This window comes from Perlucidibaca sp., from assembly GCF_057084925.1.
Map to the genome: position 1 here is coordinate 29,871 of NZ_JBXMRC010000024.1, position 25,316 is coordinate 55,186.

Annotated in this window: 26 protein-coding genes and 2 tRNA genes; 14 read left to right on the plus strand and 14 right to left on the minus strand. The window is 53.3% G+C overall.

Annotated features, from left to right (window positions below; all coding sequences use genetic code 11):
• Nucleotides 1–64: 64 nt before the first annotated feature.
• Both folE and AC14IB_RS07065 read right to left on the minus strand, forming a co-directional pair.
• Entirely contained in the window at nt 65–607 is a 543-nt protein-coding gene (folE, locus tag AC14IB_RS07060) for a GTP cyclohydrolase I FolE (protein ID WP_094078681.1), read from the minus strand.
• 51 nt (nt 608–658) lie between these two features.
• A complete protein-coding gene (locus AC14IB_RS07065) occupies nt 659–1,339 on the minus strand; it encodes a Smr/MutS family protein (RefSeq protein WP_484231224.1) in 681 nt (226 codons plus the stop codon).
• Between the two features lie 144 nt (nt 1,340–1,483).
• Here AC14IB_RS07065 and prmB point away from each other — a divergent pair, with 144 nt between their 5' ends.
• The 7 genes from prmB (at nt 1,484) to AC14IB_RS07100 (ending at nt 7,989) form a co-directional block, all read left to right on the plus strand.
• Entirely contained in the window at nt 1,484–2,398 is a 915-nt protein-coding gene (gene prmB / locus AC14IB_RS07070; protein WP_484231244.1) for a 50S ribosomal protein L3 N(5)-glutamine methyltransferase, read from the plus strand.
• A 1-nt stretch (nt 2,399) separates the two neighbouring features.
• The gene (gene aroC, locus AC14IB_RS07075) at nt 2,400–3,503 is read left to right on the plus strand and encodes a chorismate synthase (protein WP_484231225.1); all 1,104 of its coding nucleotides are present in this window, start codon (nt 2,400–2,402) and stop codon (nt 3,501–3,503) included.
• The gene (locus tag AC14IB_RS07080) at nt 3,464–4,651 is read left to right on the plus strand and encodes an MFS transporter (protein ID WP_484231226.1); all 1,188 of its coding nucleotides are present in this window, start codon (nt 3,464–3,466) and stop codon (nt 4,649–4,651) included. The genes aroC and AC14IB_RS07080 overlap by 40 nt, the downstream gene beginning before the upstream one ends.
• A 73-nt stretch (nt 4,652–4,724) precedes the next feature.
• Nucleotides 4,725–5,951 carry a saccharopine dehydrogenase family protein gene (locus AC14IB_RS07085; protein WP_484231227.1) on the plus strand — a complete coding sequence of 409 codons (1,227 nt, stop codon included), beginning with the start codon at nt 4,725–4,727 and terminating at the stop codon, nt 5,949–5,951.
• Complete coding sequence (locus AC14IB_RS07090) at nt 5,951–6,598, plus strand: MiaE family protein (RefSeq protein WP_484231245.1); 648 nt, start codon at nt 5,951–5,953, stop codon at nt 6,596–6,598. Before AC14IB_RS07085 ends, AC14IB_RS07090 begins: the two co-directional genes overlap by 1 nt.
• Nucleotides 6,586–7,416: a putative RNA methyltransferase gene (locus tag AC14IB_RS07095; RefSeq protein WP_484231228.1), complete on the plus strand. Its 831-nt coding sequence runs from the start codon at nt 6,586–6,588 to the stop codon at nt 7,414–7,416. The genes AC14IB_RS07090 and AC14IB_RS07095 overlap by 13 nt, the downstream gene beginning before the upstream one ends.
• Nucleotides 7,417–7,431: 15 nt before the next feature.
• Complete coding sequence (locus tag AC14IB_RS07100) at nt 7,432–7,989, plus strand: hypothetical protein (protein WP_484231229.1); 558 nt, start codon at nt 7,432–7,434, stop codon at nt 7,987–7,989.
• 6 nt (nt 7,990–7,995) lie between these two features.
• Here AC14IB_RS07100 and AC14IB_RS07105 read toward each other — a convergent pair whose 3' ends face one another.
• From AC14IB_RS07105 to AC14IB_RS07115, 3 genes are read right to left on the minus strand one after another with little or no spacing between them, the layout of a single operon-like run.
• Nucleotides 7,996–8,277 (minus strand): hypothetical protein, encoded by a 282-nt coding sequence (locus AC14IB_RS07105; RefSeq protein ID WP_484231230.1) that lies wholly within the window; start codon nt 8,275–8,277, stop codon nt 7,996–7,998.
• Between the two features lie 3 nt (nt 8,278–8,280).
• A complete protein-coding gene (locus AC14IB_RS07110; RefSeq protein ID WP_484231231.1) occupies nt 8,281–9,036 on the minus strand; it encodes a UDP-2,3-diacylglucosamine diphosphatase in 756 nt (251 codons plus the stop codon).
• Nucleotides 9,037–9,039: 3 nt separating this feature from the next.
• Nucleotides 9,040–9,540, minus strand: coding sequence for a peptidylprolyl isomerase (locus AC14IB_RS07115; RefSeq protein WP_068859494.1), 501 nt, complete (start codon nt 9,538–9,540; stop codon nt 9,040–9,042).
• A gap of 112 nt (nt 9,541–9,652) precedes the next feature.
• On the opposite strand from AC14IB_RS07115, the gene AC14IB_RS07120 reads away from it, so the two are divergent.
• From AC14IB_RS07120 to AC14IB_RS07130, 3 genes are all read left to right on the plus strand, one after another.
• A complete protein-coding gene (locus tag AC14IB_RS07120) occupies nt 9,653–11,323 on the plus strand; it encodes a glutamine--tRNA ligase/YqeY domain fusion protein (protein WP_484231232.1) in 1,671 nt (556 codons plus the stop codon).
• Complete coding sequence (gene cysS / locus AC14IB_RS07125; protein WP_484231233.1) at nt 11,320–12,732, plus strand: cysteine--tRNA ligase; 1,413 nt, start codon at nt 11,320–11,322, stop codon at nt 12,730–12,732. The genes AC14IB_RS07120 and cysS overlap by 4 nt, the downstream gene beginning before the upstream one ends.
• A 100-nt stretch (nt 12,733–12,832) precedes the next feature.
• Complete coding sequence (locus tag AC14IB_RS07130; protein ID WP_484231234.1) at nt 12,833–14,119, plus strand: hemolysin family protein; 1,287 nt, start codon at nt 12,833–12,835, stop codon at nt 14,117–14,119.
• On the opposite strand, the gene folD is transcribed toward AC14IB_RS07130, so the two are convergent.
• On the minus strand, nt 14,112–14,957 hold the full coding sequence (gene folD, locus AC14IB_RS07135) for a bifunctional methylenetetrahydrofolate dehydrogenase/methenyltetrahydrofolate cyclohydrolase FolD (protein WP_484231235.1): 846 nt from the start codon (nt 14,955–14,957) through the stop codon (nt 14,112–14,114). The two genes, AC14IB_RS07130 and folD, sit on opposite strands and share 8 nt — an antisense overlap.
• A 265-nt stretch (nt 14,958–15,222) precedes the next feature.
• Here folD and AC14IB_RS07140 point away from each other — a divergent pair, with 265 nt between their 5' ends.
• Nucleotides 15,223–16,362, plus strand: a complete 1,140-nt coding sequence (locus AC14IB_RS07140; protein ID WP_484231246.1) for an acyl-CoA dehydrogenase family protein — start codon at nt 15,223–15,225, stop codon at nt 16,360–16,362.
• 62 nt (nt 16,363–16,424) lie between these two features.
• Here AC14IB_RS07140 and AC14IB_RS07145 read toward each other — a convergent pair whose 3' ends face one another.
• Nucleotides 16,425–17,204 (minus strand): enoyl-CoA hydratase, encoded by a 780-nt coding sequence (locus AC14IB_RS07145; RefSeq protein WP_484231236.1) that lies wholly within the window; start codon nt 17,202–17,204, stop codon nt 16,425–16,427.
• 70 nt (nt 17,205–17,274) lie between these two features.
• Here AC14IB_RS07145 and AC14IB_RS07150 point away from each other — a divergent pair, with 70 nt between their 5' ends.
• Nucleotides 17,275–18,180 (plus strand): DMT family transporter, encoded by a 906-nt coding sequence (locus AC14IB_RS07150; protein WP_484231237.1) that lies wholly within the window; start codon nt 17,275–17,277, stop codon nt 18,178–18,180.
• Between the two features lie 10 nt (nt 18,181–18,190).
• Here the strand turns inward: AC14IB_RS07150 and AC14IB_RS07155 are convergent, their stop codons facing one another.
• The 7 genes from AC14IB_RS07155 to AC14IB_RS07185 form a co-directional block, all read right to left on the minus strand.
• Nucleotides 18,191–19,729: a cryptochrome/photolyase family protein gene (locus AC14IB_RS07155; RefSeq protein ID WP_484231238.1), complete on the minus strand. Its 1,539-nt coding sequence runs from the start codon at nt 19,727–19,729 to the stop codon at nt 18,191–18,193.
• The gene (locus tag AC14IB_RS07160) at nt 19,726–21,009 is read right to left on the minus strand and encodes a DASH family cryptochrome (RefSeq protein ID WP_484231239.1); all 1,284 of its coding nucleotides are present in this window, start codon (nt 21,007–21,009) and stop codon (nt 19,726–19,728) included. Before AC14IB_RS07160 ends, AC14IB_RS07155 begins: the two co-directional genes overlap by 4 nt.
• A gap of 5 nt (nt 21,010–21,014) precedes the next feature.
• On the minus strand, nt 21,015–21,173 hold the full coding sequence (locus tag AC14IB_RS07165; protein ID WP_484231247.1) for a DUF2256 domain-containing protein: 159 nt from the start codon (nt 21,171–21,173) through the stop codon (nt 21,015–21,017).
• 2 nt (nt 21,174–21,175) lie between these two features.
• Complete coding sequence (locus AC14IB_RS07170) at nt 21,176–22,720, minus strand: cryptochrome/deoxyribodipyrimidine photo-lyase family protein (RefSeq protein ID WP_484231240.1); 1,545 nt, start codon at nt 22,718–22,720, stop codon at nt 21,176–21,178.
• Nucleotides 22,707–23,657, minus strand: coding sequence for a MerR family transcriptional regulator (locus AC14IB_RS07175; protein WP_484231241.1), 951 nt, complete (start codon nt 23,655–23,657; stop codon nt 22,707–22,709). Before AC14IB_RS07175 ends, AC14IB_RS07170 begins: the two co-directional genes overlap by 14 nt.
• 176 nt (nt 23,658–23,833) lie before the next feature.
• On the minus strand, nt 23,834–24,493 hold the full coding sequence (locus AC14IB_RS07180) for an NAD-dependent epimerase/dehydratase family protein (protein ID WP_484231242.1): 660 nt from the start codon (nt 24,491–24,493) through the stop codon (nt 23,834–23,836).
• Complete coding sequence (locus tag AC14IB_RS07185; RefSeq protein WP_484231243.1) at nt 24,483–24,749, minus strand: TIGR03643 family protein; 267 nt, start codon at nt 24,747–24,749, stop codon at nt 24,483–24,485. Before AC14IB_RS07185 ends, AC14IB_RS07180 begins: the two co-directional genes overlap by 11 nt.
• A 181-nt stretch (nt 24,750–24,930) precedes the next feature.
• On the opposite strand from AC14IB_RS07185, the gene AC14IB_RS07190 reads away from it, so the two are divergent.
• A tRNA-Pro gene (locus AC14IB_RS07190) sits at nt 24,931–25,007 on the plus strand.
• Between the two features lie 28 nt (nt 25,008–25,035).
• Nucleotides 25,036–25,112 (plus strand) — tRNA-Arg (locus AC14IB_RS07195).
• The last annotated feature ends 204 nt before the right edge of the window (nt 25,113–25,316 follow it).

The following is a 25,316-nucleotide window of genomic DNA, read 5'->3' on the forward strand; positions in this document are numbered from 1 at the left end:
TAAAAAGCCCCGTCAGTGCAGGCTGGCGGGGCTTTTTTTCGCGCTTAATGTTGACTCACATCACTTAATCGCGAATCAGCGCCAGAAACTCATTGCGGGTTTGCGCGCTGTCACGAAACGCCCCGAGCATAATCGACGTTTTCATCACCGAATTCTGCTTCTCCACACCGCGCATCATCATGCACATGTGCTTGGCTTCAATGGTCACGGCAACGCCTTTGGCATCGGTCACTTGTTGAATTGCGTCGGCAATCTGTTTGGTCAGGTTTTCCTGAATCTGTAAGCGGCGAGCATACATGTCGGCAATGCGAGCGACTTTCGACAGCCCCAAGACTTTGCCAGACGGGATGTAAGCCACATGCACTTTACCAATGAACGGCAGCAGGTGGTGCTCGCACAGCGAATACAGCTCGATATCTTTCACTAACACCATCTGATCATTGTCAGAGGGAAATACGGCCCCGTTAACGAGGGTGTCGAGGTCTTCCTCGTAGCCTTTGCACAGGTATTTAAAAGCCTTAGCGGCACGTTTTGGTGTGTCGAGCAGGCCGGGTCGGCCCAGGTCCTCACCGACACCGCGGATAATGTCCGCGTAGGCGTTTTCCATGATTTTTCTCGTACTCGGAAGATGAAAGACTGACCGTAGCGAGGCGCGAGCCTACGGTAAAGAGGACAGCGCGGGCATTTTGTCTTCTCGCGGCCGTCGCAGCAAGACCATGACAGCGCCCGTACCGCCATGTCGAGGATCGGCGCTGACAAAGGCCAACACATCCGGCATTTGGCGTAGCCAACCATTTACGGCGGTTTTTAGCATGGCCTGACCATTGATCTGGCCTTTACCGTGCACAATTTTGACCACCGTAATGCTTTCGGCTTTGGCCTCTGCAAGCAGCTGCAACACCGCCTCGCGTGCCTGTTCCAGCGTGCAGCCATGAAGATCCACGGCATGCTTCCAAGGCAGCAGTCCAGCTTTAAGCTTGTCGAGCTGACGTTCTTGCACACCATGACGCTTAAAGCTTAATGCGGCTTCCGGCGACACGCCTTGAAGTAGCGCGACGGTATCCGACAGAGCGATATTCTCGCGCTCGGCATCGCCCTCGGCGCGTGCGCGCTTGAGGAGTGTCAGTGCATCCGGTTTCTTAGGGCGGGCTGGGCGGGCAGGGACGGCGCTATCCACCGAGAGTTTTCGAGCACCTCGCGTGGCCTGTTCGAAAAGCGCTTGGTCATCCAGTTCTGGCTCGGGCTCACGTGCGGGTAATGGCTTGACCATCTTCGGGGCGAGCAATGGTGCCTCTGCTTTTAACTGCCGCTTCAGCGCGGTGAGTTGCGGATCTTTCATGCCTGATTACCACCCCAGTCAGATAGCAAAATTATAGTGTGCTTGCAGCACCAGTTGCCGTGTAAAATCGTTGAACATTTTCTGCTGAATTTCGGAGTTCCCGTGAGCGATTCGCTGCCTGCCCTGACCCTATCCGCTGATGTGCTGGCAGAAGCCGAGCGTGAACTCGTGACCATTCGCGACTGGATGCGCTTTTGCGTGAGCTGCTTCCGTGGCTGTGATGTGCATATTGGCCACGGCACCAGTGACCCCTTTGCAGAGGCTTCGGCGCTAGTGTTGCAGACACTGAACCTAGAATGGTCGGCAGATGAAGAAATTCTCTCTGCGCGCTTGTTGCCTTCGGAGCGAGCCGCTATTTCGGAGACGCTGCGCAAACGCGTGAATGACCGCACGCCGCTGGCTTACTTGCTGAATCTGGCGTATTTCAACGGCCTGCCGTTCTATGTTGATGAGCGTGTGTTGGTGCCGCGCTCACCTATTGCCGAGCTTATCCAAGATCGTTTCCTGCCGTGGTTGAAAGACGAGCCACAGCGTATTCTCGATCTCTGCACCGGCTCTGGCTGTATCGCCATTGCCTGTGCAAAAGAGTTCACCGATGCCCTCGTGGATGCCACCGATCTTTCGCTGGATGCGCTTGCCGTGGCAGCGATTAATATTGAGCATCATGACCTGCAAGAGCGCGTTGGCTTGCTGGAGTCTGATGTATTCAGCAAGTTGCCGGGCCAGCGTTATGATCTAATCGTGAGTAATCCACCGTATGTGGATGCCGAAGATATGGCTGATCTGCCGGAAGAGTTTTTGCGTGAACCAGAGATGGGTCTGGCTTCGGGAGCAGATGGCTTGGATATCACCAAACGCATTTTGGCTGAAGCCGCCGATTACCTAACGGAAGACGGCATCCTGGTGGTCGAAGTGGGTAACTCGCAATGGGCACTGGAACAAACGTTCCCCGATGTGCCTTTTGTGTGGGTTGAATTCGAGCGCGGTGGCAAAGGCGTATTTGTATTAACGGCGGCGGATTGCCGCGAACATCAGGCGGTTTTTGAGGCGAGCATCTAAGATGGCCGGCAACAGCATTGGGCAAGTTTTTCGCGTCATGACCGCGGGCGAATCGCATGGCCTTGCGCTCACCGCCATTGTGGATGGAGTTCCGCCCGGCATTGCCCTGACAGAAGCAGACTTGCAGGGTGATCTCGATCGTCGTAAGCCCGGCACTTCATCGTTTGCGACGCAACGCAAAGAAGAAGATCAAGTCAAAATCTTGTCTGGTGTGTTTGAAGGCCACACGACGGGAACCCCCATTGCGCTGGTCATTGAGAACACCGACCAGCGCTCCAAGGATTACGGCAACATTGCCGACACCTTCCGACCTGCCCATGCGGACTACACTTACACGCACAAGTTTGGCTTCCGTGATTATCGCGGCGGCGGGCGCTCCAGTGCCCGTGAAACGGCCATGCGCGTCGCTGCCGGTGCCATTGCCCGCAAAGTGCTGGCTGAGCAGTTTGGCGTCAGCATTCGCGGCAGAGTTTCGCAAATTGGTGACATTAAGGCGCAGACCTGTGACTGGGATTATGTCCGCGAAAATCCGTTCTTTTGTGGTGATCGCGAAGCCGTGCCCAAAATGGAGCAGCTCGTACTCAGCATGCGCACCGAAGGTTCCAGCATTGGCGCAGCCGTGGAAGTTTTCGCGACAGGCATGCCGGTTGGTTGGGGCGAGCCCGTATTTGATCGCCTCGATGCCGATATTGCCCATGCCATGATGAGCATTAATGCCGTGAAGGGCGTGGAAATTGGCGATGGCTTTGCTGTGGTAGCCCAGCGGGGTGAGCAACACCGTGACGAGCTAACACCGGAAGGCTTTCTCAGCAATCACGCGGGCGGTGTCTTGGGTGGCATCTCCAGCGGTCAGGATCTGATTGTGCGTATTGCCTTAAAGCCGACCTCAAGCATCACCACGCCGGGTCGTAGCATCAACCTCAAAGGCGAGGCCATTGAAGTGGTCACTAAAGGTCGTCATGACCCCTGCGTGGGTGTGCGCGCCACGCCTATTGCAGAGGCCATGTTAGCCATCGTGCTGCTGGATCACGCGCTGCGTCATCGCGCCCAGAATGCGAAGGTCACGTGCAGCACGCCCGTGATTCCGGGCAGCTTTGCCGGTTGAGCGTGGCGCGAATTCCCTACCTGCCGCTGGGTGCGTTTTACTTCTTCTACTTTGCCGTTATCGGCGGCTTCATGCCCTACTGGGGGCTGTACTTACAGTCCCTAGGTTTCAATGCCGAAGCCATCGGCGAACTCTCGGCCATTGTCATGGCCACCCGTATCATCGCGCCCAACTTCTGGGGTTATATTGCCGACAAGACCGGTCAGCGCCTGCGTTTAGTTCGCTTGGGCGCGGGCATGATTACGTTGGGCTGGCTGGGCGTGTTTGTGGCGCGCGAGTTTTGGCCGCTGGCGGCTGTGCTTTTAGTCTATGGTTTTTTCCAGAATGCAATTCTGGCGCAGTTCGAGGCGGTAACGTTGGCTCACTTGGGCGAACAGCGCGAACGTTATAGCCAAATTCGTCTCTGGGGCTCGCTCGGGTTTATAGCCACCGGTACCGGGCTGGGCTTGTATTTTGAGTATTTCCCGGTCAGTCATTTGCCGCTGGCGTTGTTGGTCTGTGCCTTTGCAACGTGGTTGGCTAGCGCTTTTGTGCCCGACATTGCTACACCGAAACGATCGCCAAACGCGCAGGGCTTTCTCTCCATTCTTCAGCGTCGCTCCGTCTGGATATTTTTTATCGCGCATTTTCTGCTTCAGTTATCGCATGCGCCGTACTACACCTTCTACAGTATTTACTTGGAAAGCCATGGCTACAGCCGCAGTGATATTGGTTGGCTCTGGGGCTTAGGTGTATTCGCTGAAGTTGTTTTATTCATGTTGATGCATCGCGTATTACCCACGGTGGGTGAGCATCGTTTGATGCTCTGGAGTCTGGCGCTAGCGGCCGTACGCTGGCTGATGATTGGCTATGGCGTCGAATACCCGGCCATGATCTGGTCCGCGCAGCTGCTGCATGCCGCCAGCTTCGCAACCTTTCATGCGGCGGCAATGACACTTATCTATCGGCACTTTGGTGAGGGTTCGCAAGGCCAAGGTCAGGCGCTTTACAGCATGCTTTGGGGAACCGGCGTAGCGCTGGGCGCGTGGCTGGCGGGAATGGTGTGGTCGAATGCGATGGCAGGATGGATTTTTGCCACTGCAACGGCGCTTTGCCTGTTGGCACTGCTGTTGTTAATGCAGTCATTTCGGCAGGCCAGCGCGCCCTGATTTGGCTATGATGTGATCCTTGCAAGCGGGTGCTGGTTTGTTCGGCACTCATTTTTACCTTGAGGACGCAATCATGGCCAACTTTGATGTGGTGGTATTCGGCGCAACCAGCTTTGTCGGGCAGATTCTGACGCGCTACTTATTCGAGCGTCAGGGTGTTGCGGGCGAGATTCGTTGGGCCATTGCCGGCCGTTCTGCTACCAAATTGGCGGAGCTTAAAGACAGCCTAGGCGAGGCTGCTCGTGATCTGCCGGTACTGCTGGCAGAGGCCCATGATGAAGCCTCCTTGCAGGCCCTTTGCGCGCAAACCCGTGTGGTGGTGTCTACCGTAGGGCCTTATGCGCTGTATGGCTCTGAGTTAGTCAAAGTCTGTGCCGAATCCGGTACAGATTATTGTGATCTCACCGGTGAGCCTCAATGGATTGCACGCATGTTGGCCCAGCATGAGGCCACTGCGCAGCGTAAGGGTGCGCGTATCGTGCATTGCTGTGGCTTTGACTCACTGCCATCCGACTTGGGCACTTACTTTTTACAATCGCAGGCACGAGCGCGCTACCAAGCCCCTTGCACACGCGTGAAGCTGCGCGTGAAAGCCATGCGCGGGACTTTTTCGGGCGGTACGGTGGCCAGCATGATGGAAATGCTGCGTGAGGTCGGCAAAGACCGCGCCATCCTAAAATTGCTGCAAAATCCCTATGCCTTCTGCGCTCAGCAACTCAAGTTGCGACAGCCTAATCCTGCGGCCGTTTCCTTCGATGACGACGCGCAGTCTTGGCAAGTGCCCTTCATCATGGCCGCGATTAATACCAAAGTGGTTCATCGTAGCAATGCCTTGCAGGGTTACCGTTACGGTGAAAACTTTTGCTATGACGAAACGCAGCTAACCGGCAAAGGTTTTAAGGGGCGTCTGGGAGCTATTGCTTTTGCATCCGGTCTGGGCGGATTTATGGCCGCTGCTGCGCTAGCCCCAACGCGCAGCTTGTTGGAGCGTTTTGTGGTGCCCAAGCCGGGTGAGGGTCCATCGCCCAAAGCGCAGCGTGAGGGCTATTACGACATTCGTCTGTTTGGCAAAACAGAGGCGGGCAAGACCTTAGTGGTCAAGGTCACCGGAGATCGCGACCCCGGCTACGGCTCTACCGGCAAAATGTTGGGTGAGGCGGCAATGTGTTTGGCCATGGACATCAGCAAGTCCGACAAGGCCGGCGGCTTCTGGACGCCTGCTACCGTCATGGGCGATGCCCTCATTGCTCGTTTGCAACAACATGCCGGTCTGACATTTAGTGAGGTGTCGGCGTCGTGATGGAGTTTATGCAACCGGTGCGTGACTTTTTGGCCTGTGCGACGCCGCCCGAATGGGTGAGTGCCGCCGTGCTGGATGTGCCGCTATTGTTACAAGACCATGCCAATTGTGAAAAAAAGGCGGCCAGCACCGCCATGAATATGCTGTTCCGCTACAACGACCGTGAAGAGCTGCAAACCGAGTTGGCGCAGCTGGCTCGCGAAGAGTTGCTACATTACGAGCAAGTGCGCGACTTGATGCAAAAGCGGGGCATAGGCTATCGCCCTGTGTCGGCTGCCCGTTATGCCCAAGGTATGCGCCAACACGTTCGAACCTCAGAGCCCGGACATCTGGTCGATCTGATGATTATCGGTGCTTTTGTTGAGGCACGTTCGTGTGAGCGCTTTGCCGCTATTGCACCGCATTTAGATGAAGACCTGAAACGCTTCTATACCTTTTTGTTGCGCTCAGAGGCCCGCCATTTCCAGTACTACTTGGGCTTGGCGAGATTGTATTCGCCTGAGCCGATTGATGATCGTGTGGCCTTTTTTCGCGACGTTGAACGGGTGTTGATTGAGACCCCTGATGTGGAGGTGCGCTTCCACAGTGGCCTGCCGCCAGTCATGGCGATTACGCCGAGCACTGAGCAAACTGCATGTTTGAGTTAATTTGCCCGTTGTGCCGAAGCGCTCTGCAAACCCATGACAAGACGTGGTTTTGCTTGAACGGTCATGCCTTTGATGTGTCGCGAGAGGGCTATGTCAATTTGCTGCCTGTGCAGCATAAGAAAAGCCTGTCCCCGGGCGATACCGCCGACAGTGTGGCCGCGCGCCGTCGCTTTCTAAGCGCGGGTCATTACCAGCCGCTTCGTGACGCAGTGGCGAGGGTGTTGCATGGTTTATCGGCGCAACGAATGCTCGATCTAGGCTGTGGTGAGGGCTATTACACAGAGGCCATGCGCGGCGAGGTGCCCTTAGTCTGTGGATTGGATATTGCTAAGCCGGCCATTCAACTGGCGGCTCGTCAGCAAAAGCAGGTGACCTGGTTGGTCGGTAGTGCGGCGTTACTTCCTTTTGCTGATGCTTCACTGGACGTGGTGAGCAGTTTATTTAGCCCGTTACCGGTGACTGAAATGCATCGCGTCTTAAAGCCAAACGGCCATGTACTGATGGTGACGCCGGCACCGGATCATCTCTGGCAAGTTCGGCAAGGCTTGTTTGAAGCGGTGCGTGCTCATGAGCCGGACAAATTCTTGCAGGCCTTTCACGACGACTTTGTGTTATCCAATCGCCAGCGGGTAGAGGCGCCGCTCACACTTTCACAAGCGGCCTTAAAGGATTTATTGGCCATGACGCCCTACGCGTGGAAGGCAACCGCCGAGCGCCGAGCCTTACTAGAAGCCAACGAAATTTTTCAAACCCTAGCGGCATTCGATGTCATGCTGTTCAAGCGAAAGCTTGATCAACAAAGCGAAGTCTTGGTTTAAGTTGAGGGTTGAGCATTGCAAGCCATCAGTTATGCCGAATTTGGTCACAATTTTATACAGCAGGTGGTAACAGCTCACCGACTCGGCAATGCGATAGAAGCCTTGTTAGAGCAGACGATTGCCGGCTCTATGCGTAAATTACCGGCCGATATGCTGATGATTTCTTATGTCTTTAAATTAGAAGACATTAGCGTTGACCCCTTACTGAACCACTTGCCAAAGATTGCATTCATGCTCTGTGTTCGAGGTGATCTGCAATTAGATGTCGAGCTCTTTGGCATTGATCTTAAGTTTTCTTTGGCCGTCAGCATTCAGGTACAAATAGACGTAGAGACGTATGCGCCGGTCACTCTCAGACTCGTGCCTCACCCGGTGTCGGGCCATAGCATTCGTATCGATTTAGTCGGCGAAAACTTGCCAAGTGACGTGCTGGATAGGCTCAAGTTGGTGAAGCCGATTGTTCGCGATCAAATCGTGAAAGAAGTGAATGCCCGAATCAATGATCCCAGCATTCAAACAGCGGCAAATATAGATGTATTGGCACTCGTATCGCAGGTGAAAATGAGCGGCTGAGAACGCTTATTCCGCGACCAGCAGCAGCCCCTCTCCATCGATATCCACCATACGCAGTTCTAATCGCGATTTCGAGAACGCAAAGTCTTGCAACTTGGGCGTTTCCAGCGCGAACTGCTCGCCCGCTGACTCGTAGTGAACAATCAGTAAGTCGAGATAGGGCTCTAAGGTCGTTAATCGATAACTGCGATTGTCGCCAAATTCGGGATAGACAAAGATCTCTTCGCCTTGCTTGGCCGCCAGCACTTGAAGCTCTTCAATGGCTTTTTGCAGAATGCTCTTAGCCATGGCTTAAAACCGATACTGCACGAGTTCAATGCCTTCTGGTCTAGCCCAGGCAATGACGGTCTCACCAGCCTCTTCGCGCCAGTCTCCCAGTACCAGACGCTCACCGGCCATGTCGCCGGGCAGTTCCACGGCATGCCGCATCGGGCGATGGGTATGGCCGTGAATGAGCAGCTCCACATTGGCTTCCGCCATGACACGAACGACTTCTTCCAGAGTCACATCCATGATGTTTTCTGGCTTGTTGCTGTTCGCCATCTTGCTTTGCATGCGCCACATCTCGGCCACCATCAGGCGTTGATCGAGTGGTTTTTCCAGCATCATCTGTTGCCATTCGCTGCTGCGCGATTGTTGGCGAAATGCCATGTAGGCGGCATCTAGCGTGCAGAGTTGATCGCCGTGCATGAGTAGGGCGGGAGAACCAAACAGATCGACCACTTCGGCATCAGCCATCATGCGGCCACCGGCCAGCTCGGCAAAACCGGGCACACCGGCAGGGCCACGCTCCAGCAAAAAGTCGCGATTGCCATGGCAAAAGACGAGCTCTATGCCACGTGCTCTGATGCTGCGGAAACTCTCGTAAATACTGTCGAGGTAGGGCGTATGAAGATCGTCTCCAACCCAGACCTCAAACAGATCGCCCAGCACATAGACTGCCGAGCAGTCGCCTGGCAGATCGCGCAGCAGGGTTTTAAAGCCCTCGCTACAGCGCGGCAGGTCAGGCGCGAGATGAACATCCGACAGCAGCAGAGCACAGGCCACGGCTTACTCCGCGATCACTTCGGCAGTTTCAATTACTACGGCGGTACGGGGCACATCTTGATGGCCACCGGCATTGCCCGTAGCAACCCCCTTGATTTTATTGACGACGTCCATGCCCTCTACGGTTTTACCAAAAACAGCATAGCCCCAGCCCTGTGGATTCTTACCGCTGTGGTTGAGAAAGCCGTTGTTGCCGACGTTGATGAAGAATTGAGCCGTTGCTGAGTGCGGATCACCAGTACGCGCCATGGCGATAGTGCCGATATCGTTCTTCAAGCCATTGTCAGCTTCGTTTTGAATGGGCGTGCCAGTCGACTTTTGCTTCATTTTCTCGTCGAAGCCGCCGCCTTGAATCATGAAGCCATCAATGACACGGTGAAAAATAGTGCCGTTGTAGTGGCCGTTTTGGACGTATTCAACAAAGTTGGCAACGGTCTTTGGCGCTTTAGCAGCGTCGAGTTCCAGCACGATGCGACCTTGATTTGTGTTAAGTGCAACTTTCATGCGCGGATTCCTGCGTATTTATGAATGACATTGGACATGTATAGCCCGTATTCGGTTGAGAGCGTACCCCCGTGAGGCGTACACTCCAGCCTTTAATTTTGCCTGCTAGACCATGATTGAAGCCAGAGATTTCATCCGAACCCGTGTGCTTACCGATATTGATAGCGGTGCCCACGCCCAAATTGTGACCCGTTTCCCGCCGGAGCCGAACGGCTACCTGCATATTGGTCACGCCAAATCGATTTGCCTAAACTTTGGACTGGCTGAAGAAGCTGCAACGCATCCCGGCGTAAACGGGCTGTGTAACCTCCGTTTTGATGACACGAATCCTGAAAAAGAGTCTCAAGAGTACATCGATGCTATCCAGCGCGATGTGCAATGGTTGGGTTTCCAATGGTCAGGCGAGGTGCGTTATGCCTCCTCGTACTTCCAGGCACTGCATGATTTTGCCGTTGAGCTGATTCAAGCGGGCAAAGCGTATGTGGACTCACAAACGCCAGAAAAAATTCGCGAGTTGCGTGGCACGTTGAGCCAGCCCGGCATTAACTCGCCATTCCGTGACCGCTCCATAGCCGAAAACTTGGATTTGTTTGCGCGCATGAAAGCTGGTGAGTTCGCCGATGGCGCTCATGTCTTGCGCGCAAAAATTGATATGGCATCGGGCAACATCAACCTGCGCGATCCGATCCTCTACCGCATTCGCCACATCGAGCATCACCAGACCGGCAGTGACTGGTGCATCTACCCGATGTACGACTACACGCACCCCATTTCGGATGCCTTGGAAGGCATTACGCATTCGCTGTGCACGCTAGAGTTTGAAGCGCACCGACCGCTGTATGATTGGCTGTTGGAGCAACTGCCGTCGCTGCCGCACCCACAGCAGATAGAATTTGCGCGCCTCAACCTGAACTACACCGTGACCTCTAAGCGCAAGCTCAAGCAGCTCGTTGATGAGAAGCTGGTGCAGGGCTGGGACGATCCACGTATGCCCACCATTTCTGGCCTGCGTCGTCGTGGCTATACGCCTGCGTCCTTGCGTAATTTCTGCGACCGTATTGGCCTCAGCAAAAGCGATGGTGTGGTGGATGTCGCCATGCTCGAGTTCTGCATTCGTGAAGACTTGGAGTTGAGCGCTCCGCGAGCCATGGCCGTGCTGCGCCCGTTGAAAGTGGTGTTAACGAACGTAGCGTCAGATCATCTCGAAATCATTCGCACCGTACGTCACCCAAATGTGGATATGGGCGAGCGTGAATTACCGCTCACCCAAGAAATCTACATTGACCGTGCAGATTTTGAAGAAGTGCCACCCAAAGGCTTTAAGCGCCTGACACTGGGTGGCGAAGTGCGTTTACGCAATGCCTATGTCATGCGCTGCGATGAGGTCATTAAAGATGCGGCCGGCAACATCACCGAACTGCGCTGCTCCTTAGACCTCGCTACGTTGGGCGCTAATCCGGCGGATCGTAAGGTGAAGGGGGTGATTCATTGGGTATCAGTTTCACATTCCTTACCTGCAACGGTTCGTCTCTACGATCGCCTTTTCAATGATGCCTCTCCAGATCGTGGCGATACTGACTTCAAAACCTTTATTCATGAAGCCTCTTTAGAGACGCTAACTGAAGCCCGCGTTGAAGCCTCGCTAGCCACAGCAGTGGCAGAAGATCGTTTTCAGTTCGAGCGTGAAGGCTATTTCTGCGTTGACTTAAAAGAGTCTAGCCCGGAGCACTTAGTATTCAATCGCACCGTCGGTTTGCGTGACTCTTGGGGCAAGCCGGCATGAGTGGCACGTCGCCAGCATTGGTCATTCATAACTCAGAGACGCGAAGCAAGGCCGCCTTTGTGCCGCGAAAAGCCGGTGAAGTTAGCCTGTATGTCTGTGGGATGACGGTCTATGACTACTGTCATATCGGCCATGCCCGCGTCATGGTGTCGTTCGATATCATTACCCGCTGGTTGCGTCATGTAGGCTTCAAGGTCACGTATGTCCGCAACATCACCGATATCGACGACAAGATCATCGCGCGCGCTAACGAAAACGGCGAATCCATTGACGCGCTGACGGCACGCTTTATTGCGGCCATGGATGAAGATGCGGCTGCTTTGGGTACATTGAGCCCCGATTTAGAGCCGAAAGCGACGGATCATGTTGACGATATTTTGAGTATGGTCGACACCTTAGTGAAGAAAGGGCATGCCTATCCGGCTAAGAATGGCGATGTCTATTTCAACGTTTCTAGCTTCCCGCGCTATGGTCGCCTGTCCAATAAAAAATTGGATGAGTTGCAGGCAGGTGCGCGTGTTGAGGTCGATGACATCAAGCAAAACCCCATGGATTTCGTGCTTTGGAAGGCCGTTAAGCCCGGTGAGCCCTCATGGGCTTCGCCGTGGGGTCAGGGTCGGCCCGGCTGGCACATCGAATGCTCAGCCATGAGCACGTGCTGCTTGGGCAGCGGTTTTGATATTCATGGCGGCGGTGGGGATTTACTCTTTCCGCATCATGAAAATGAGATCGCACAGTCTGAAGCGGCGACCGGCGAAACCTACGTCAATACCTGGATGCATGTCGGTTTTGTGCAGGTCAATGCCGAGAAGATGTCGAAGTCGTTAAACAACTTCTTCACCATTCGCGAAGTGCTCAAGCAGTATCACCCGGAAGTCTTGCGTTACTTCATTGCCGCTAGCCATTACCGCAGCCCACTGAATTATTCGGATGCTGCGCTGGATCAGGCCAAACAAGCCCTGGAGCGCTTTTATGCAACGCTTGGCGCTTTGGTTGATCTAGGCGCGGGCGAGCCAGCAACCGCTGCAGAGTATGAGGCGCGATTTGCATTGGCAATGAACGACGACTTCAATACCCCCGAAGCCCTAGCCGTGCTGTATGAGTTGGTGCGTGAAGCGAATCGCTGTGACAAAGCGGCTGATGCGAAGGGTGCTGCACAGTATGCCAACCTGCTTAAACGCTTAGGCGCCATTTTGGGGCTTTTACAGTATGAACCTGAAGCCTTCCGTCAAGCGGGGGCGGGGGATGCAGACTTTGTCGCCGAAGTTGAAGCCTTAATTTCTGAAATAACTGCTGTTCGACTCGCTAAAAACTTCCAGCGCTCCGATGAGATTCGGGCTCAACTGCAAGCCATGGGTGTGGCCGTGGAGTTTTCACGCGAAGGCATTCGTTGGCGTAAAGCCGATTAAGCCGCATTAGGCTGGGAGCTGCTAGGGGAAAGCTAGGTTGGCATGTATCATGCTGCACTTGCGGCGATCCCTCGCTCCCGGTCACTAACCGCCGCCTTCTATGGACATACTGCTGATTTTGTTTTTGATTACCTTCAATGGCCTATTTGCCATGTCGGAAATCGCCATCGTTTCATCGCGGCGCATCCGTTTGCAGCAAATGGCTGATACGGGTGACTTAGGTGCAAAGGCAGCGTTGAAGCTGTCTGAACATCCCACTTTTTTCCTGTCCACGGTGCAAATCGGTATTACGCTCATTGGCGTGATGAGCGGAGCCTTGGGTGAAGGTGCCATTACGGACCGTCTACGACCCATCTTCGAGAGCATCCCGCTGATTGCGCCCTATGCCAGCATCTTGGCAACGGCCTGCATGGTTATTCTCATCACCTATTTCTCGTTGATTGTGGGTGAGTTAGTACCTAAGCGTTTGGGTATGCAGTCGCCCGAGAAAATTGCTCGGGTGATTGCGCCATTTATGCGCGGGGTATTGTTTCTAACACATCCCGTAGTGCGCTTTTTAAGCTGGTCTACCGAGCGAGTGTTGGACTTGTTGGGTGTCAAGCGCACTGGTGACTCGCCGGTAACCGAAGAAGAAATTAAGGGCTTGATGGCAGAAGGTGCTGAGGCTGGCATTTTTGAACAAGCCGAGCGTGAATTGGTCGCCAATGTTTTCCGTCTCGATGACTGGAACTTGAGCTTGATCATGACCACTCGACCCGATATTGAGTGCTTGGATCTCAGCGAGCCGCTGAACGAGCAAAAAGCCTTACTGGCTCAGACGAGCTACAGTTACCTGCCGGTTTGTCGCGATGGTATGGCGAACATCGTTGGGGTTTTATCACTCCCTGTGTTGTTGCAACAGCAGTTAGCCAACAACACGATTTGGGATATTGAGTCGCTGGTTAAGCCCGCTTTATTTGCTCCGATGGGCTTGTCTCCCTTGGCGCTACTCGATCTGTTCCGCAGCAAGCGTGAACATTTAGCTTTAGTCGTGGATGAGTACGGCGAAATTCAAGGTTTAGTGACTCTCACCGATGTGTTGGAGGCCATGGTCGGCGAGCTGCCCTCCGATGCCAACGTTGAAGACCCTGATGTTGTTCGTCGTGAAGATGGTTCTTGGTTGATTGATGGCGCACTTTCCATTGAGCGCTTTCGTGACCTTTTCCCGATCGAGTGCGACGAATTAGAAGGCAGTCGAGATTTCCAAACGCTGGCTGGGTTGGTGCTGTTCGAGCTAGGCAGTATTCCTCGAACGGGTCAGGTGATGAATTGGAACGGCTTGCGTCTGGAAGTCGTGGACATGGATGGCATGCGTATCGACAAGCTCTTAGTGAGCAGGCTCAACTGACGAGTTGACGCTCTGCGGCTTGCACGGACTGTTCGATTAAGGTCGCAATGGTCATCGGGCCAACGCCACCGGGCACAGGAGTCCAGGCAGCCACACGATCAACCAACGGCTTCAGCTCAATATCACCCACACCACCGGGGTGATAACCGGCATCAACGACTACCGCGCCGTCTTTTATCCATGCCGCTTTAATGAACTCGGGGCGACCCACAGCACCAACCACAATGTCGGCTTGCGCAATGAGCGCCGCTAAGTTTTGTGTTTTCGAGTGGCAAATGGTGACAGTGCAGTCGGCACTGAGCAGCATCATCGCCATGGGTTTACCGAGGATGGCACTGCGCCCAACCACCACGGCATGTTTTCCAGCCAGTGCGATACCGTAATGCTTAAGCAGACTCATGATGCCGGCTGGTGTTGCCGAGCCATAGGCGCGTTCGCCCATGGCCATGCGCCCAAAGCCCAGGCAAGTCACGCCATCCACATCTTTTTCTAGTGCAATCGCATCAAAGCAGGCGCGCTCATCAATCTGATGCGGTACCGGATGCTGTAAGAGGATGCCATGGACATCCGGATTGGCATTGAGCGTGTGAATCTCAGCCAAGAGTTGCTCAGTAGTGGTCACACTGGGCAGCTCAAGGCGGATCGAATCCATGCCAACCCGCTGGCAGGCCTTACCCTTCATGGTCACGTACGTCGCTGAGGCCGGGTCGTCGCCCACCAAAATCGTAGCCAAAATAGGCGTGCGACCACTTTTAGCCTTGATGTGCGCAACGCGATCGGCGATCTCGGCTTCCATTTTCAGCGACAGGGCTTTGCCATCCAGCAACAAGGCAGACATGAGATCTCCGTAGCGGTCATTAAGTTGACGTGTATTTTCGCATGCGCGGGACTGACCTGTCAGTGCCGAACTTAGGACTGGCTTTTCTATGGCGCGAATAAAAAGGACTGTTCAGTCATAAATCGCTTGCGACTGATGAGTCGCGCTTGTATAAACGCGGCTGGCTGCGAGACCGTTGAGTCACAGATTGAGGTTCGCCCGCCTTTTATGACCTTTTCCGGAGTGGTTTGTCATGAGTTTGAATGTCCCGAATCCTATGAATGCCATGATTCCGCGCACCCTGTTCAGCGCAGAACATGAAGATTTTCGCCGAACTGCCCGTCGTTTCTTCGAAGAAGAACTGGCTCCGCACCGTGAAAAGTGGGAAGAGCAGCAGCACATTGATCGCAACTTGTGGAATAAAGCGGGTGAATTGGGTCTGCTTTGTCCAACCATGCCTGAAGAGTACGGCGGCTCCGGGGTGGACCGCCTATACAGCGTGATCCTCATGGAAGAGCAGGCGCGTGCCGGTGATTCCGCCTCGGGCTTTTCGCTGCACTCCGATATCGTGGCGAATTACCTGAATAATTTTGCCACCGAAGAACTTAAGCAGAAGTGGCTGCCTAAGATGGCCACAGGTGAGGCCGTCGGCGCTATCGCCATGACTGAACCCGGCACAGGCTCTGACCTTCAGGCAGTGCGCACCAGCGCCATTGCCGATGGTGATGACTACATCGTGAACGGCAGCAAGATTTTTATCACTAACGGTTATCTCTGCGATATCGCGGTAGTGGTCGTGAAGACGGGCGATCCTAGCAAGGGCGCCGAAAGCATTTCGCTGCTGCTGATCGAAGCCGATCGTCCTGGCTTCAGTAAAGGTCGTCCTTTGAAGAAGGTAGGCATGAAGGGGCAAGACACCTGCGAACTGTTCTTCGACAACGTGCGTGTGCCTAAGTCCAACTTGATTGGCATGGAAGGCATGGGCTTCATCATGCTCATGAAAGAACTGGCCTGGGAACGCTTGATGATTGCCATCATGTGCGCGTCTGGCTGTGAGCAAGTACTGGCTCATACTCTGGCCTATGTGCGTGATCGTAAAGTCTTCGGTAAGCCCGTTGCCGCCTACCAGAACACTAAGTACAAACTCGCTGAACTGCGCTCGGAAACACAGATCGCCCGCGTATTCGTGGACAAATGTATTGAAGAGCAGATCAAAGGCACCTTGCAGGTAGATGCCGCTGCAGCCGCCAAGTACTGGGTCTCGGATTTGATGTCCAAGGTTGCCGACGAGTGCGTGCAGCTGCACGGTGGCTACGGCTTCATGCTCGAGTATCCGGTGGCGCAGGCCTACATCGACACCCGCGCCAACCGCATCTACGGCGGCACCAACGAAATCATGAAAGAGCTGATTTCACGTACGTTCTAAGCGTATGGGTTCATAAAAAAGGCGCCAGATGGGCGCCTTTTTTATGTGCAACATGACCGAATTTAGGCGGGGTCAAATGGCCTGAAGTTAGGCTGACGTTTTTCTTGGAAGGCTGAAAAAGCCTCTAGTGCCTCTGGCGAGGTGACGCGTGTCATAAAGTGTTGACCTTCAAATCGCATGTGCGCTGAAAAAACAGTTTGGTGTGGTTTTTTCAGTAATGACTTGGTGAGCAATACCGACGCATAGGGCTGATGGGCCAATTGCTTAGCCTTCCTCATTGCATAGTCGAGTACAGGCTCATCCAGCACGATGGTATTTACCAGACCAATATCACGTGCTGTTTCGGGACTGAACGTCTCGCCCAATAACAGTAGCTCTGCCGCACGGCGGTGACCGGCCATGAGCGGAAGAACATAGCTTGATCCAGCTTCGGGGCACAGGCCTAGGCTGACAAACGGTAATTGAAAGCGTGCGGTGTTGTCACAGTAGGCCAAATCACAGTGCATCAGCAATGTTGTGCCAATACCAATGGCGTAGCCACTGACCGCAGCCACAATGGGCTTTTGGGCATTTAACAACGTGTTGAGCATCACCATGACCGGCGCCTGTTCATCCATGGGCGGGTGCTGTAGAAAGTCTTTTAAATCGTTGCCGCTGGTAAAGTTTTCGCCCTCACCACTGAGCACGATCACACGCACACAGGGATTGGCTTCAGCCGCTAATAACGCATCATTGATGGCGCTATACATGGTGTGGGTGAGTGCATTCTTTCGCTCTGGGCGATGAATCACGATATGGCAAACAGCGTCGTCATGCCTAACTTGAATTTCCGCAGGGCTCATACGGCTTAATCTCATCTTGGGGTGTTTTGAAGGGTGTATCCTAGCCTGCTTAGTCATTTAGAGCGCAGAAATGAAAGCACCTTATTCAGCTGATTCCGGCTACATATTTGCGGCTTTAACGCTGTTAATTTGGTCTGGCTTTGTTGTGGTTTCCCGTCTGGGTTCTACAAGCAGTTTGACGCCTTACGATATTGCCGCGCTGCGCTTGGGTACGGCGGCTTTAGTGCTTGCGCCCTGGTGGTTGCCCCGGCTGCTGAATCGCGAGCGTCGCCGACTGAAGTGGTATCAAGCTTTAAGCCTGGCTCTGTTGGCGGGCATTACCTATCCATTAGCCAGTTATATTGGTTTTCAAACGTCCCCGGCGAGTCATGGCGCTGTCTTAATTTCCGGCATGCTGCCCTTCTTCACGTCTTTTTTTGCCGGTTGGTTATTGGGTGAGCGGCCAAGCCGTGTGCGTGTCTTAGGTCTGGTCTTGATATTAACGGGCGTGTTAACGCTGCTATTTGGCCAGATCACGCCTCAAACGTTTTCAACGGCGACCTTAAAGGGCGACTTCATGTTGCTCAGTGCCAGTTGTTTATGGTCTTTGTTCACCGTGTTAATCAAATACTGGCAGCTCAAAGCGTTCGACGTTTCGCTGGGGGTAACGTCCGTATCCGCCATGATTTACCTGCCGGTATTTACTCTGTTTTTGCCGAGTCATTTGCATCTGGCGAGTGTCGAAGAGATTGCGCTTCAGGCGTTTTATCAGGGCTTTATCGTGGTGTGTGTAGCCATGTGGACCTATGCGAAAGCGGTGGAGTTACTGGGTAGCGTCAAGGTCGTCATTATGATGTCAGCCGTCCCTGTGGTCGGTGCTTTGCTTGCCGTGCCTGTATTGGGTGAGACCCTAAGTTCTAGCACGGCCTTAGGCGTCACCATCGTTTTTCTGGGGGCACTGATTGGCGCCATGGCTAAGCCGTCTAAGCCTGCCTAAGACGTGCGCGCTATAGCGTGTCTAAGCGCGAGCGCCAGTGTATTGCCTGCTCTGTAATGGCTGATGTTGCTTCGGGCGTCATCTTTTCGAGCTGACGATAGACCATGCCAATCCGCGGGTTTTTGCTTAGCGTGTTGGCATGGCGAGCATGAAAATCCCAATACAACGCATTGAATGGGCAAGCCTTGGGGCCGATTCGTTGTTTTTTATCGTAGCGACAGTCTTTGCAGTAGTCGCTCATTTTGTCGATGTAGGCTGCGCTAGAAACATAAGGCTTGGTGGCCAATAAGCCACCGTCGGCATACTGACTCATGCCCAGCGTATTGGGCAGCTCTACCCATTCAAAGGCATCGATATAAATGCCTAGGTACCAGGTGTGCAGTTGTTGTGGGTTGAGCCCCGCGAGTAGCGCAAAGTTGCCAATTACCATAAGTCGTTGGATGTGATGAGCATAGGCCTGTTCCAGAGATTGCTTAATGGACATGCTTAGGCAACGCATGTGGGTTTTGCCCGTCCAGAACCATTCGGGTAAGTCCTGCGCATGCAGAAAGTGATTTTGATGAACGTAATCCGGCATGCGCGCCCAATAAACGCAGCGAACATACTCGCGCCAGCCGAGAATTTGGCGAATAAATCCTTCCGCCGCTGAAATAGGCACATTGCCCTGTTTATAGGCCTGCTCGGCTGCCAAGATCACTTCGATCGGAGACAGCATTTTGGTGTTTAGTGCGAAGGACAGAAGCGCATGAAATAGGCGCCAATCCTGCTTCGTCATGGCATCTTGATACTGGCCGAAGTAGGGAAGACGATCAGCGATAAAGTCATCTAGCTGGGCCAAGGCTTCGGTTCGATTCAGCGGCCATCGAAAATCTTCTGCGCTGGCCTCCCCGAAGGAATGCACCCCAGCAGCCTGAATTTCTAGCCACAAAAGGAGGTGATTGTGATGAATGCGCTTGTCTGCTGGCAGAGCTTGCTGGCCATTCCAGCGGCCTCGGTTTTCGTGATCGTAGTTCCATTGCCCGCCAACGGGCTTGGCATCGGCTGTCATGAGAATGCCATGGCGCGTTCGCATATCTCGATAAAAGCGTTCCATTAACCAGCTTTTCTGCGAGGCAAAGAGTTTGGATGCATGCTCTCGTGCGGCAAGGAAGTGCTCGCTATCTACCGCACTTGCTTGGATGCCGCGCGCTTCGAGCGCTACAACAAATTGCTTAAGCTGCTGGTCAAGCCGCCACTCATCTGGGGCTTGGTACTGAAAGCACTGGGCGCTGTAATGATTCAGCAGTCTGTCCAGATTGCTTTCCAGCTGCTGTGTATTCTCGGGGTATGAAATTTTCAGGTAGTGCACACGATGGCCAGCGACTTGCAATGAGCGGGCGAGGTCGCGCATGCCAGCCAATACGGCGATGATTTTTTGTGCATGATGTAAGACATAGTCGGTTTCTTGGCGCATCTCCAAAAAAACATAAATAACCGCCTCGTCGATGGCCTGAAACCAGCGGTGATTCGGATTGAGCTGATCGCCTAAAACCAGTCTTAGCGTAGTCATGGCATGCTCCAACGAGCTCGATACAAGCCATCGGCGTCGTGCTCACGTGTCTGTTTATCTGGGTTAAAGCGTCTGCCTCCGCGTGGGTCAGTGCCTAAGCCAGCTCCATAAAGCCAGTTGCCTTGATTGCTATACGGGTCATAGTCCACCAATTGATGCTCAAACCAAGCAGCTCCAGCGCGATAGTCACAACCTAAGTCATGCACTAAATAACTCGCCACAATCTGACGCATTCGGTTTGACACGTAGCCACTGGCGGCCAGCTCACGCATGCCGGCATCGACGAGTGGTTCGCCCGTGTTGCCTTCACACCAGCGTTGAAACCGAATGGCACCGTGCTTAATGCTTGTTGCGAATTGTGCTAATCCGTTTGGGCGATAAAGTGCAGAGCCATACTGCAGATGTAAAAAGCGGAAGTAGTCACGCCAGAGCAGCTCAAACCAAATCCAGTAGGTGCTGTCGTTGGCGCCAAATTGGCGCTCATGTAGACGCAGCTGCACGAAGAGATGCCTTGCGGATAAGGCACCGGTGGCTAACCAAGGGGAAAATTTGGTGGAGTAATCTGTGCCAATTAAACCATTGCGAGTCAGTTTATAGCGCTGTGGCAGATCACTTTCAAAGTACTGCTTCACATGGGCCAAACCAGCCAGTTCTGAGCCATTAAATGCCGCTAAATGATAAGGAAACGCTGAGCGAGGCTCTTCGCAGGCCGCTAATGATTGAATGCTCTGGTTCAACCCTGGGAGCGCCATAGCGGGGAGCGGGGGCAGCTTCGTGGGTGCAGGTAACGGCGGCGGAGGAAGGCATTTCGCTTTTTCGACTTCATGACGAAACCGCGTGAAAACGGCGGGCAATTGATCGATTGAAAACGGTAGATCGACGGGATTAAGTAAGCTGGACTGCCAAACAGTGGTCACTCTGAGTCCTGCCTTACGTAAAGCAGCAACCTCGGCTTGTTCTTCTGGGGCCGCAATGTCTTCGCAGAAAATGTCCTTAATATGAAGTGTCGTGGCAACTTCGATGAGAGCTGTCACTGCATTGGCGTTAAGTGAAAGTAAGTCACTGCCTATAAGCCGTAATTGATGTTGTAGGCCAGCAACGGCTTGGTGTAAAAATGCCTGTCGATGCTTGCCCACCCGTTGTGCCAGCCACACAGTACGCTCTTGCTGAGGTAAACAATACACCGGTAGTAATGCGCTGGCGTTTTCGATGGCTCGGTTCAATGCAGGGTTATCCTGCAGGCGTAAGTCTTGTCTGAACCAATAAATGGCGGTGGTCATAGGCGTTATAGATCCTTGTGTGTTTGACGTGTCTGCGCACGGCGACAGCGCTCTGAGCAATATTTGACCTGCTCCCAGTCGCGTTCCCATTTTTTTCGCCATGAAAAGGGGCGCAGACACACAGGACAGATTTTTTCTGGCAATTCAGATTTTTTATGCCGCATCATCATGTCCAGTCCCAGCCGAGTTGTGCTTGGTTGAGTCTTTTAAGATCGGCTGTCTTTTTTCGGGATGCATGTCGCTCAATGACGGCAGGTTTACCGGCCTTAACGATCGGGTCTTCACGCCTGGCCATCATCTTGGTCTTAGCAAGCCGGGTAGCTGTCACTAAGTCAACTACTGGAAACGGCAAGCTTTTACCCACGATAACGCCGCAATCTTGCTGAATAGAGACGGGCATACGCCAGGGTTCAAAAAGCCATGCTTGGGGAACTTCTCGCATCGCAGGCAACCATCGCCGCACAAACATACCTTGTGGGTCATGGTCTTTAGCTTGCTTAATCGGGTTGTACACTCTTGGCAAGTTGATGCCTGTAGTGCCCGATTGCATTTGCAGTTGGCTCCAGTGAATACCCGGTTCGTAGTCCAGAAACTGCTGAGCCAACCATTCGCCAACGGGGCGCCAATGAAGCCAGAGTGGATAAGCTGCCACGGAGACCAACATGGCACGCATACGAAAATTAAGCCAGCCTGTCTCCCTTAACATGGCTACACAGGCATCGACTAAGGGCCAGCCTGTCTGACCCTGTTTAAGCACTTCAAAATGAGCTTCACACCATTCATTTTCACGGAGATTGTCATAACCGCGGTGCATGTTTTGCCACTCAATTTCAGGCTCAGTCTCCAATTTTTGAATAAAGTGACAGTGCCAGTGCAAGCGACTTATGAACCCCTGCAAACCGAGCCGGGTTTGAACGGCAGTCGCCGGTAATTGGTGCAATTTCAGCTGAGTTGCTTGTATGACTTCACGTAAGCTCAAGCAACCAAAAGCCAAATAGGGCGATAGCCTGGAACAAGCGGTGGGTGCTGAAAGTGGGGATGAAATGCCGCCGCGGTATGATTCGCAACGCTCGATTAAGAAGTCGTTCAGCACGATGAGTCCTTGCTGACGCCCGCCGCGTTGCCGCTGCCGAGGTTCATCCTCCGACAATCCCAGTTGCGTTGCACTAGGCAAGGTCACTTGTTTGAGAGGATGAGAGTAAAAAGATAACTCAATAGGTTGCCTAACCTGCATAGACGAGACATGTTGCTGCCAAAAAGCTAGCCAGTGATCTCGATTTTCCAACGGTCTAGCGACACCAAACTGGGGCGTTTCGATCCACTCAATCTGGTTTCTCATGCAAAACTGTTTAACCAGCAGGTCTCGTGAAAAGCTGGCTGCATTCCCGGTTTCTTGGTGGGAATACAGTGCTTGAAACGGCATGACCTGATAAAGCTCGTCCAATATCAGCTCGGCATCGCCATAGTGAACACTTAGGCTGCCACCCAACTTTCTAAGGTTGCGCTCGAGATCCTGAAGCGATTCACGGATGAAATGATAGTGCTGCCTAGCGGCGTCCGGCTGGGCCCATAGCCTAGGCTCAACGCAATAGATACAAAAAACAAGGCCGCGCTTGGCGGCCTCAATCAGTGGGGTGTGGTCAGCGATGCGTAGATCCCGTTTAAACCACACCACACTGTAGGTCTGAGATAGTTGTTCAGCGTGGGCCATGCGCGATGCGCCAGTTTTTTACGGCTTGACGAATGCTGGGCAGATCATGGAAAAACTTTACCGCCTCCACACTACGTCGTGTGGAGCGCAGCGAAGCACCTCCGCCCCAAATTTCAACGGCCAACGGTAATCTGAAGCGCAGCTCCTCAAGGTACTCAGTGGCTTTAGTGGTCGGGTATGACGCACTAAAGGACAAGGCCACGATGTTCATCTTGTGACGCTGTACTGCTTGCACAATGTCTTTCACCGGCATTTGTGCGCCGTAGCAAACCGCGTCGGCATCATCTAAACGCAGCAGCGCCTCCACCATTAAAATTCCTTGGGTGTGAGTCTCCTCGGGTGGTGTGGTCAGCAAGATGCGAGGCGGGCGGTTCACTGCGCGTAGATTGCTGATCGCCTGGCGCACAATATTCTGCACTTGCTCTGTAAACAGATGCTCTTCGTGAATTTCCACTAAGCCGCGCATCCAGGTATCACCGACGATGGTGTTCGCGTGTTGCATAAAGTCGACGACAAAGTGCTCTAAACCCATTTTCAGCAATTGATGCGCTAGGTAATCCCTGACTTGATTTACATCATGGGTTTTCAACACGGTGAGTAGCTCAGCTTCAAGCTCTTCTGGAACGTCATGGCGAGACTGTGTTTGTGAGCGAAGCATCCGTTCCAACTCGGCGGTTTCCAAGTTGATGACTTTTCCCGGACGAAACCCAGCATCTATCAGTCGACGCAACAAGCGAAGCTTAGTTATCTGAGCTAGTGGATAAATGCGATCACCCTGGGCATCGCGCTCTGGCGATGGGAAGCCATAGCGGCGCTCCCACATTCTCAACAACTCTTTGGTAATTCCTGTTTCCCGCTCGACGGCATTGATGGGTAGCAACACCGGGGTCTCAGTGACGAGGGTAGGGTCTAACTTCACAGCGACATTGGTATTCATTTTGTACCTCTCAGATCAAACCGTCGAATCGGTTTGTACAGGACAAATAGTAGTCTTCGCTGGATGGCTTTGTATTAGACAAAAATGTGACGAAACGTATTTATCCAGTTATTTATCAAAATTTTTTAATTAATAATATGAATGTTAAAACTTAAGTAAGTAGCTTAAGTTTATGTTTATAAAATGCTTTCAGACTCAATAACGTATTTTGAGCCTTTGTCGAGTGCGATACCATTGATCAACGAGCGAGCAATGGCGTCTGGTGTGACAGCGCGGAATCGGCGGGGTATGAGTGGCTTAGTCATGCGGAAAAGTACCAGTCCCATGTGCTCAAGCGGACGACTTCTATCACGTTTGACGTCAATTAAGGACGGGCGCACGATGATGGTTCGTTCAAACGACATGGCCAAGATCGCCTGTTCAACCTCCGCTTTGATGCGCAAATAGAAGCTACCCGACAGCGAGGCCCCCAGAGAGGAGTTCAAAGCAAAAACCTTTGCCCCGCCTCCTTGAGCCAATCGCGCCAATTCCAAGACGAGTGTTTTATCGATCGCTGCAAAGGCCTCTTTTGAGCCCGCTTGTTTTAGGGTCGTCCCCAAGGCACAAATGACGGCATCACAGGTGAAGGCTTGTTGTAGGGCCAGGCTGGCGCCATCAAAGCGAAGCGGCAAGTTGTCGAAATCCAGTTGGGGGTTGATCAACTTCGGGTGAGCGGGGAGTGGGCGACGAGTAGGTGCAATTACTTCCAAAATAGTGTCATTTTCGAGTGCTTGTTTCAGTACGGCAGTGCCCACAGCACCGGTGCCGCCAAGAACTAATAGTCGATTAATTGTCATCAGGCATTGATCCATCTAAATCGTGAGTGTCTTGGATCATAACAAGATGACGTTGACCATGCTTTTGCATGCGGCCCTTTACACGTTCACGCCAAGCCTTATAGCTGCCGGCTTTAAGCTCACGCTTCATGATGGCCTTAACTTTGGGCTCAGATAGACCCATTTCGGCATGTATGGCCTCAAATGAGGTCTCATCATCCCAAGCCATGGCAATTAATTGACTAATTTCTGCTGGAGTAAGTGTTTTTGAGCTCATGCCTTGCAGTGTATGGCGTTGAGCGCTTTCGTCACTGCTACAAAAATACCTGTATTGCTGAAAGTTTCATCACTCAGTTATATTCTTAGCTATGCTGTTGTTGACGGAGCTATTTTGCTTCCGTAAGATGCGGCCTCGCAACGAGGTAAGCTGTTTTCGAACAGTGAGTCGGCGGAAAATTCGGGGTATAGCGCAGTCCGGTAGCGCGCCTGGTTTGGGACCAGGATGTCGGGAGTTCGAATCTCTCTACCCCGACCAATTTTCTGTTGATGCGAACTTCAATCCTGCGCTCGTAGCTCAGTTGGATAGAGCATCGGCCTTCTAAGCCGAGGGTCGCAGGTTCGATCCCTGCCAGGCGCACCACCCCTGGTTCCGGCGACGACGCCCTCTGCGCAGACCGTCCACCGCTGACTCATCCTCGCGCGAGGAGGATCACGCCGGCTACCAGGAGCATCGCGAACACGAGTTGCCGGAAACGCACCGGATCGATGCGATCGAACAGCAGCACGCCGAGCGCGGTGCCGGCTGCTGCAGGGACCGCGAACGAGGCCGCCAGACGCCACACGT

Coding starts and splice junctions, on each gene's coding strand:
- AC14IB_RS07140 (WP_484231246.1), top strand. CDS start 15,223: ATGATTCCGCGCACCCTGTTCAGCGCAGAACATGAAGATTTTCGCCGA.
- aroC (WP_484231225.1), top strand. CDS start 2,400: ATGGCCGGCAACAGCATTGGGCAAGTTTTTCGCGTCATGACCGCGGGC.
- AC14IB_RS07090 (WP_484231245.1), top strand. CDS start 5,951: ATGGAGTTTATGCAACCGGTGCGTGACTTTTTGGCCTGTGCGACGCCG.
- AC14IB_RS07155 (WP_484231238.1), bottom strand. CDS start 19,729: ATGACTACGCTAAGACTGGTTTTAGGCGATCAGCTCAATCCGAATCAC.
- AC14IB_RS07160 (WP_484231239.1), bottom strand. CDS start 21,009: ATGACCACCGCCATTTATTGGTTCAGACAAGACTTACGCCTGCAGGAT.
- AC14IB_RS07095 (WP_484231228.1), top strand. CDS start 6,586: ATGTTTGAGTTAATTTGCCCGTTGTGCCGAAGCGCTCTGCAAACCCAT.
- AC14IB_RS07165 (WP_484231247.1), bottom strand. CDS start 21,173: ATGCGGCATAAAAAATCTGAATTGCCAGAAAAAATCTGTCCTGTGTGT.
- AC14IB_RS07085 (WP_484231227.1), top strand. CDS start 4,725: ATGGCCAACTTTGATGTGGTGGTATTCGGCGCAACCAGCTTTGTCGGG.
- AC14IB_RS07170 (WP_484231240.1), bottom strand. CDS start 22,720: ATGGCCCACGCTGAACAACTATCTCAGACCTACAGTGTGGTGTGGTTT.
- AC14IB_RS07120 (WP_484231232.1), top strand. CDS start 9,653: ATGATTGAAGCCAGAGATTTCATCCGAACCCGTGTGCTTACCGATATT.
- AC14IB_RS07185 (WP_484231243.1), bottom strand. CDS start 24,749: ATGAGCTCAAAAACACTTACTCCAGCAGAAATTAGTCAATTAATTGCC.
- AC14IB_RS07130 (WP_484231234.1), top strand. CDS start 12,833: ATGGACATACTGCTGATTTTGTTTTTGATTACCTTCAATGGCCTATTT.
- AC14IB_RS07145 (WP_484231236.1), bottom strand. CDS start 17,204: ATGAGCCCTGCGGAAATTCAAGTTAGGCATGACGACGCTGTTTGCCAT.
- AC14IB_RS07180 (WP_484231242.1), bottom strand. CDS start 24,493: ATGACAATTAATCGACTATTAGTTCTTGGCGGCACCGGTGCTGTGGGC.
- cysS (WP_484231233.1), top strand. CDS start 11,320: ATGAGTGGCACGTCGCCAGCATTGGTCATTCATAACTCAGAGACGCGA.
- AC14IB_RS07175 (WP_484231241.1), bottom strand. CDS start 23,657: ATGAATACCAATGTCGCTGTGAAGTTAGACCCTACCCTCGTCACTGAG.
- folD (WP_484231235.1), bottom strand. CDS start 14,957: ATGTCTGCCTTGTTGCTGGATGGCAAAGCCCTGTCGCTGAAAATGGAA.
- AC14IB_RS07150 (WP_484231237.1), top strand. CDS start 17,275: ATGAAAGCACCTTATTCAGCTGATTCCGGCTACATATTTGCGGCTTTA.
- AC14IB_RS07065 (WP_484231224.1), bottom strand. CDS start 1,339: ATGAAAGATCCGCAACTCACCGCGCTGAAGCGGCAGTTAAAAGCAGAG.
- AC14IB_RS07105 (WP_484231230.1), bottom strand. CDS start 8,277: ATGGCTAAGAGCATTCTGCAAAAAGCCATTGAAGAGCTTCAAGTGCTG.
- AC14IB_RS07115 (WP_068859494.1), bottom strand. CDS start 9,540: ATGAAAGTTGCACTTAACACAAATCAAGGTCGCATCGTGCTGGAACTC.
- folE (WP_094078681.1), bottom strand. CDS start 607: ATGGAAAACGCCTACGCGGACATTATCCGCGGTGTCGGTGAGGACCTG.